General features: G+C 71.5%; 7 protein-coding genes and 1 pseudogene. 6 read left to right on the forward strand and 2 right to left on the reverse strand.

The features are described 5' to 3' along the window. A pseudogene (locus ETD85_RS64140) lies at nucleotides 1-349 on the forward strand (hypothetical protein); the annotation flags it as partial. Nucleotides 350-508: 159 nt separating this feature from the next. After that, complete coding sequence (locus ETD85_RS58260) at nucleotides 509-1,879, forward strand: Dyp-type peroxidase (RefSeq protein WP_138698410.1); 1,371 nt, start codon at nucleotides 509-511, stop codon at nucleotides 1,877-1,879. Nucleotides 1,880-1,933: 54 nt separating this feature from the next. Here ETD85_RS58260 and ETD85_RS58265 read toward each other — a convergent pair whose 3' ends face one another. Then, nucleotides 1,934-2,503 (reverse strand): TetR/AcrR family transcriptional regulator, encoded by a 570-nt coding sequence (locus ETD85_RS58265; RefSeq protein ID WP_170247428.1) that lies wholly within the window; start codon nucleotides 2,501-2,503, stop codon nucleotides 1,934-1,936. Between the two features lie 55 nt (nucleotides 2,504-2,558). Between ETD85_RS58265 and ETD85_RS58270 the strand changes: the two genes are divergently transcribed. The 4 genes from ETD85_RS58270 (at nucleotide 2,559) to ETD85_RS58285 (ending at nucleotide 6,545) form a co-directional block, all read left to right on the forward strand. Next, nucleotides 2,559-3,374 carry an SDR family NAD(P)-dependent oxidoreductase gene (locus ETD85_RS58270; RefSeq protein WP_138698412.1) on the forward strand — a complete coding sequence of 272 codons (816 nt, stop codon included), beginning with the start codon at nucleotides 2,559-2,561 and terminating at the stop codon, nucleotides 3,372-3,374. A 75-nt stretch (nucleotides 3,375-3,449) separates the two neighbouring features. After that, nucleotides 3,450-4,133, forward strand: a complete 684-nt coding sequence (locus ETD85_RS58275; protein WP_138698413.1) for a GAP family protein — start codon at nucleotides 3,450-3,452, stop codon at nucleotides 4,131-4,133. Nucleotides 4,134-4,213: 80 nt separating this feature from the next. Beyond that, the gene (nhaA, locus tag ETD85_RS58280; RefSeq protein ID WP_138698414.1) at nucleotides 4,214-6,010 is read left to right on the forward strand and encodes a Na+/H+ antiporter NhaA; all 1,797 of its coding nucleotides are present in this window, start codon (nucleotides 4,214-4,216) and stop codon (nucleotides 6,008-6,010) included. A gap of 40 nt (nucleotides 6,011-6,050) precedes the next feature. Beyond that, the gene (locus ETD85_RS58285) at nucleotides 6,051-6,545 is read left to right on the forward strand and encodes a hypothetical protein (RefSeq protein WP_138698415.1); all 495 of its coding nucleotides are present in this window, start codon (nucleotides 6,051-6,053) and stop codon (nucleotides 6,543-6,545) included. A gap of 6 nt (nucleotides 6,546-6,551) precedes the next feature. Here the strand turns inward: ETD85_RS58285 and ETD85_RS58290 are convergent, their stop codons facing one another. Beyond that, on the reverse strand, nucleotides 6,552-7,331 hold the full coding sequence (locus ETD85_RS58290) for an SDR family oxidoreductase (protein WP_138698416.1): 780 nt from the start codon (nucleotides 7,329-7,331) through the stop codon (nucleotides 6,552-6,554). Nucleotides 7,332-7,563 lie beyond the last annotated feature (232 nt).

Below are 7,563 nucleotides of genomic sequence, written 5' to 3' on the forward strand. Positions count from 1 at the left end.
CACCCCGACCGCGACCGCCACCGTCAAGCCCACCGCCACGCCGAAGCCCACCCCGACCTCGACGGCCACGCAGCCCGGAGGCGGGCCGGAGCTCGCCGCGATCAACGCGGGCGTCGGGCTCTCCCCCGCCACGGCCAAGCCGGGGCAGCAGGTGCGGGTGACCGCCCTGTGCGGCGGCTCGCAGGTCCGGCAGGTCGCCTCGAACGCCTTCACCCCGGCGCGCAACCGCCCGGCCACGCCCGCGGCCACCTGGGCGCCGAGCCTGAAGGCGGCCAGGGCCGGGACGTTCGCCGTGACGGTGACCTGCGCCGACGGCAGCGTGGCGCGGACCCGTCTCACCGTCGCCTGATCGGGAAATCCGGCTGGCCGGTATCCGGGAAACTTTCGCGTTCGCTCGGGAGTCGTACAGGTGGGGCGCGTTGGTAATACGGGGGATTCGTGCAGAGCGTTCCTCCTGCGACGCGTTCAGGGGGCCCGATTTCATCCGAAACGGGGAAGGGACTCGACGATGGCTGTCGACCTGAACAACGCATCACCCCTGGCCTGGGACTCGGCCACGCTCGACGCGGACACCAAGGCGATGCTCGACAATCTCCAGCCGAACATCCTGCGCGCTCACGTGCGCGAGCACCTGTCCGTGCTGTTCGTCCGGTTCAACGACGTGGCCGAGGGCAAGGCGTTCCTGCGCCGGCTCGCGACCACGAGGATGAAGTCCGCCCGCAAGCACCTGGAAGAGGTGCGTGACTTCGCCGCCGGCCGCCGGCGGGGCACGCCGTACGTGGGCGTCGGCATCAGCAAGGCCGGATACCGCGACCTCGGCCACTCGGTCGAGGACGTGCGCAAGTTCGGCGACAAGGTGTTCCGTGACGGCATGAAGCGGCGCGTCGCCGAGGTCGCCGACCCGCCGGTCGATCAGTGGGAGCCGACCTACCAGCGGGAGATCCACGCCGTCATCCTGATCGGCGACGCGGAGCAGGAGACGGTGACGGAGCTGCGCGACGAGATCGCCGGCGATCTGCCGGAAAGCGCCCGGCTGCTCGGGGAGGAGACCGGGCAGGGCATGCGCAATCCCGCCGGTGACGGGATCGAGCACTTCGGCTACGTGGACGGCCGCAGCCAGCCGCTGTTCCTGCGGGACGAGGTGGACAAGGAGCCGAAGGAGCACTGGGACCCGGCGTTCCCGCTGAGCAACGTGCTGGTGCCGGATCCGTTCTCGCCCGACCCGGACCGGCACCACGGCAGCTACCTGGTGTTCAGGAAGCTGGAGCAGAACGTCCGCGCGTTCAAGGAGATCGAGCAGGAGCTCGCGGACGGTCTCGGCCTGACCGGCGCCGACCGCGACCGGGCCGGGGCCATGCTCGTCGGCCGCTTCAAGGACGGCACGCCGCTGACCAGCAAGCGCAAGGCCGGTGGCGGGCCGGTGGGCAACGACTTCACCTTCGACGCGGACCCGGGCAGCAAGTGCCCGTTCAGCGGGCACATCAGGAAGACGAACCCGAGATCGTTCGGGCGCGAGGTGCTGATGGCCCGGCGCGGCCAGACGTACGGGGAGCGTGCCGACCAGCCCTGGGACGACTCCCCGCCGGAGCACCGGCCGAGCGGTGAGGTCGGGCTGCTGTTCATGGCCTTCAACAGCAGCCTGGTGCGGCAGTTCGAGTTCACCCAGCAGTCGTGGGTGAACAACGCGGACTTCGAGAACCCGGCCACCGGTCACGACCCCGTGATCGGGCAGGGCGAGCGGGACATCAAGGTCACCTTCCCCAAGGTGTGGGGCAAGCCCGAGATGTCGCTCCCGCAGACCCAGGTGGGTCAGACGGTCACGATGAAGGGCGGCGAGTACTTCTTCGCGCCGTCGCTGGCATATCTGCGCAACCTGTGAGATCCGCCGCTGGGGGCGACCGCCCCCAGCGGCGCGGCCCGCGCACGCCGGGCGTCAGGACGTGAGCACGCCGCGGACGACCTGGTCGGTCAGGCAGCGGCAGAAGGCGTCGTCGGCCGCAGCCGACGACGACCGGCCCAGGACGCCGAGCAGCACCGCGCCGAGTATCGCGTTCGCCGCGTCCGAGACCTCGCCAGTCGTGAAGACGCCCGCCCGGCTGCCCTCGTCGAGCAGCTCGCGCACCGGGCCGGCAATCCAGGTGTCGTTGGCCCGCAGGACCTCCTCCATCCGCCCGCTCGCGCCGAGCGCGCTCAGCAGACCGGCGCAGATGCCCGGATGGCGGCCGAGGTAGCCGATCATCGCGGCCACCGCCGCCCGCAGGCGCGCCTCCGGGCCGCCGCCCTGCTCCGCCGCCCCGCGAATGGCCTCCGCGCCCCGCATGACGTGCGCGGTCAGCAGGAACGCCAGCAGGTCGTCACGGCCGGAGAAGTAGTAGTAGAGCGTCGCCCGCGAGGCCCCCACCAGCAGCGCGACGTCCTCCAGCCGGGGCGGCGGGTCGGTGCGCAGCACCTGCTCACCGACTTCGAGCAGGCGTCCGGCGAGATCGGGGGGCGGCGTCTTCACATCGAGGCAGCCTATCGCCTGGTTTTGGATCAGAATCCAGATTACAGTCTAAACTATGATTCAAATTCGATCCTATGGACCTTGGGCGGTCATCACCGGAGCCTCCTCCGGCATCGGCCGCGCCTTCGCCGAGCACCTGGCCGCGGCGGGCCTCGACCTCGTCCTCGCGGCCCGCTCCACCGACCGGCTCGCATCGCTGGGGGCGGAGCTGCACCGCGAGCACGGCATCGCCTACCGGGTGGTCTCCGTCGATCTCGGCACGCCCGGGTCGGCCGCGGCGCTGATCGAGGCCACGGCGGACGTGGACGTCGGCCTGCTGATCTCCAACGCCGGCACCGGACGCCCCGGGCGGCTGATCGACCAGCCCTTAGCCGACCTCCACCGCCGCTTCACCCTCAACGCGGTGACGCACCTGGAGCTGGTGCACGCCTTCGGCGGCAGGTTCGCCGCCCGCGGCCGGGGCGGAATCGTGCTGGTGTCGGCGCTCGGAGCCGGCGCGGGGGTGCCGTACATGGCGCACGACGGCGGCGCCAAGGCGTACGTGCAGAGCCTCGGCGCGGCCCTGCACCACGAGCTGGCCGGGACCGGCGTGGACGTCACCGTCCTGGTGCCGGGCAACGTGGACACGCCGGTCATCGACCATCTGGGCCTCGACCGGACGGACTTCCCCGTTCGCCTGATGTCCGCCGCGGCGGCGACGCGGGAGGGCCTGGCCGCGCTGGCCAGGCGGCGGCCCCTGCACGTTCCCGGACGGACGATGCGGCTGGTCGACCGGCTGGTGCCGGCCTCGTGGACGAGGCGGATGAACGGCCGCATGATGGACCGGGCCGCCCGCCGCCTGACCCAGCGCGAGCTCGCCGTCGCCGACTGATACGCAGAAGGATGTACGCCCCGGTTCCGTCGCTCGAAGGAGGCGATCAACCGGGGCGGGCGAAATGATCGTCATGTGACGATCGGACTGCTCCTCGCCCTCGCCGCCATGGCCATCGTCGACAGCACCAGCTTCGGCACCCTCGGCATCCCGGTCTACCTGCTGCTGGTCGCCGACCGGTCGAGGACGCCGCGGCTGCTCCTCTATCTCGCCACCGTGGCGCTGTTCTATTTCCTGGTGGGGGTCGCCCTCATGCTGGGGCTGTCCACGGCGATGGAGACCTTCGGCGACGCGCTGCGCAGCACCCCGGCGTACTGGGTCCAGCTCGTGCTGGGCGTGGGGCTGTTCGCGCTGAGCTACCGGTTCGATCCGAAGCGGCGGGCGAAGCTCGGCAGGCCCGAGCGCCGGTTCGAGCCGCGCATGGGCGGCCCGCGGGCGATGGTGCTGCTGGGCCTGACCGCCGGGGCGCTGGAGGTGGCGACGATGGTGCCCTACCTGGCGGCGATCGGGATCATGACGACCTCGGAGCTGCCCGCCGGGCAGTGGGCGCCGTTGCTGGCGGCGTACGTGCTGGTCATGATCCTGCCGCCGCTGGCGCTCATGGGCGTGCGCGCGGTCACCGGGGACCGGCTGGAGCCGAGGCTGGAACGGCTGCGCGACTGGCTGAGCCGGAACTCCGCGTCGATGCTGAGCTGGACGCTGGCCATCGTCGGGGTCCTGCTCGCCCTGGACGCTGCCTCGTACCTGTTCAGCAGCTGACCTGGCACGTCAACGGCGCGGGGGGACGCGGCCGGCGATCGGGGCGGTTCTAGGATCAGATCTTCGGGGGGAGATCTGAGATGTTGCGCGCCTTTTTCCGGACCGAGGCCGGCAGCACCAGCGTGCTGCTCATCGCCACCGTCCTGGCCCTGCTGTGGGCGAACTCGCCGTGGGGCGGCACCTACGAGGCCTTCTGGCACACCCCCATGGGGATCTCCTTCGGCGACGCCCACTTCTCCCTGGACCTGCGCCACTGGGTGAACGACGGGCTCATGACGATCTTCTTCTTCGTCATCGGCCTGGAGGTCTCCTACGAGGTGCGGCTCGGGCAGCTGCGGGATCGGCGGCTGATCGCGGTGCCGGCCGTGGCGGCGTTCGGCGGGATGCTCGTGCCTGCCGGGATCTACCTGCTGCTCAACTTCGGCGGGCCCGGCGCGGGCGGGTGGGGCGTGCCGATCGCCACCGACACCGCCTTCGTGCTGGGCGTGCTCGCCGTGGTGGGAGCCCGGTGCCCCGATCCGCTGCGGGCGTTCCTGCTGACGCTGGCGATCGTGGACGACGTGCTGGCCATCATGATCATCGCGCTCTTCTACACCGCCAGCCTCTCCGTGCCCGCGCTCGTCGTCGCCGCGCTGCTGCTGGCCGCCATCATGACGTTGCGATGGGCGAAGATCTGGCGGGCGCCGGCGTACATCCTGCTGGGGTTCGCGCTCTGGGTGGCCACGCTGGAGAGCGGGATCCACCCGACGCTCATCGGCATCGCGCTGGGCATCCTCGTCTTCGTCTACGCCCCGTCCGACCAGAAGCTGCTGCTGGCCGGGGAGGCGGTGCAGGAGTTCACGAGCGAGCCGAGCGCGCAGGCCGCCAGGGAGGCCACGCGGCGGGTGCAGCGGGCCGTCTCCGTGAACGAGCGGCTGCAGCTGCGCCTGCTTCCGTGGAGCAGCTACGTCATCGTGCCGGTCTTCGCCCTGGCCAACGCCGGGGTGCGGCTCGACGGGGAGACGCTGCGGGCCGCGCTGACCTCGCCCGTCTCCTGGGGGGTGGTGCTGGGGCTGCTGGTGGGCAAGTTCGTGGGGATCTCGCTGGGGACGTGGCTGCCGCTGCGGTTCGGGTGGGGGACCCTGCCGGGGAACCTGGTCTGGGGCCAGCTGCTGGGCGGGGCCGCCGTGTCCGGGATCGGCTTCACGGTGGCGCTGTTCATCGTGGACCTGGCCTTCGACGACCCGGCCATCCACGCCGAGGCCAAGATCGGGATCCTGGCGGGCTCGCTGCTGTCCGCCGCGATGGGGTGGGTGATCTTCCGGCTGGCCTGGGATCGGGGCGGGGTCTGCGCGCCGCCGGAGGCCGAGCCCGCCGAGGAGCTGCCCGAGCTGCTCACCGTGCCGGTGGGGCCCGAGGACCACGTACGGGGTCCGGACAACGCCCGCGTGACCATCGTCGAGTACGGCGACTTCGAATGCCCCTACTGCGGCCGGATCCACCCCATCCTGGAGGAGATCCGCAAGAGGAAGCCCGACGTCCGGGTGGTGTTCCGGCACTTCCCGCTGCGCACCCTGCACCCGCGGGCCGCCTCGGCGGCGATCGTGGCGGAGGCCGCGGCGGACCGGGGGAAGTTCTGGGAGATGCACGACATCCTCTACGACAACCAGCGCTTCCTCACCGACGCCGACCTGGAGCACTATGCCGCCGAGCTGGACGTCGAGCCGTGGTCGGACGTGGCGGGCCACGTCTCCAGGGTCGCGCTCGACGAGGCGTCGGGCCGGGACAGCGGCGTGCGCGGCACCCCGACCCTCTTCCTGAACGGTGTGCGCTACCAAGGCGCGCTCGACCTGAGCTCGATCAGCAGGGCGGTGGAAGAGCTACGCGAATCCCCGTAACGTCACAACCCATTGCCTACATATTTCGGGAGTTTTCCTGATGACGGAGCTGTCCACCCTGGCCTCCAACGTGACCCAGACCCTCGTGCTGATCGTCATGAGCGTCCTGTTACTCGCCGGGATCGTGATCACCGCGATGGGCCGGCGCAACCACGGGCGCGCGGCGACGCTGGGAATGACGGGTTGCATCCTGCTGCTGCTGGCCGTGCTCTTCAACACGCTGCTCCAGTTCTTCACGCAGGAGCTCTTCCAGATGTTCAGGGGTGACATCGGCGTGGCGTTCGCGGTGGCGAACATCATCTCGCTGATCTTCAACGCGAGCGGCACCGCCCTGCTGATCTGGGCCGTGGTCGCCCGGCGCAACCCGCCGCAGCCGGTCCAGCCGCAGGGGCCGGGCCGGCAGCAGCCTCCAGGCGACTGGCAGCAGCAGCAACCGCGGCAGGACTGGAACCAGCCGCCGCAGCAGCCCCCGTTCCAGCAGCCGCCCGGCTGGCAGCAGCCGCCCAGGCCGCCCTTCGGCGGGGGCCAGGGCTGAGCGGTTTCAGCGGGCTCGCCGGCGGCGCAGGTGGTCGGCCCACGTGATGGTGCCTGCCGGCTCGGCCTTCGTGACCAGGTGACCGGCTCTCGCCGCCCGGCCCAGCCCGCCGGGCAGCCGGAGCCGGAGCACCAGCCTGCGCAGCCGGCGGGCCCGCAGCCACGCCTCCGCCATCTCGCTCATCGTGAGCACCTCAGGCCCGGCGTACTCCTCGATCCGGCTGCCCGGCCCGCGCTCGACCACCGACACCAGGTGCCCGGCCGCGTCCGCCACGTCCACCGGCCGCACCGTCACCCCCGGGTCGGTGACGAGCACGCCGAGCCTGGCCATTCCCCGCAGCACCTCCTCGACGAACGAGTGGAACTGCGTGATCCGCACGGTCGTCCACGGCACGCCGCCCTCCTGGACGAGCCGCTCGGCCCGCAGCTTCGTCCGGAAGTAGCCCCATGGCACCTGGTCCACACCCACGATCGAGGTGTAGACGAAGTGCGCGGTCCCGGCCTCGCGGGCCGCGGCGAGCAGCTCCGCCGTCCCGCCGAGCTCGACCCGCCGCGTGTAGCGGCCCTTGTACGGCATCGAGGCCAGGTGCACGATCACGTCCACCCCTTCCACGGCCCGCGCCACGCCCGCTCCGGTCGCGAGGTCCAGCACCGTCCACCGCACGCCGCCGCCCGGGTCCCGCGCGGTACGGCTCGCCGCCCGCACGTCGTACCCGGCCTCGACGAGCCTGTCCAGCAGGGCGCGGCCGAGCCGCCCGCTGCCGCCGGTCACGAGCACAGAAGTCATGCCATCTGGACGGGACAACCCTCACAAGTGTGACAATGGGCCATAACATCGCTACTCCGCAGCAGCGATCTGAGGGGATCATGAACCGAGAGCAGCCCGGCCGTCAGGACGAGGATTCCAACCAGACGATCAGGCACCGCTACCCGTTGCCAGGCGCCGGCCCCGCTCCGGAGGGCAGCCCGACCGAGCGCCTGCCCGACCCCGGCCTGGCCGCGCAGGCGCCTCTGCTACC

The organism is Nonomuraea zeae, from assembly GCF_005889725.1.
GTDB lineage: Bacteria > Actinomycetota > Actinomycetes > Streptosporangiales > Streptosporangiaceae > Nonomuraea > Nonomuraea zeae.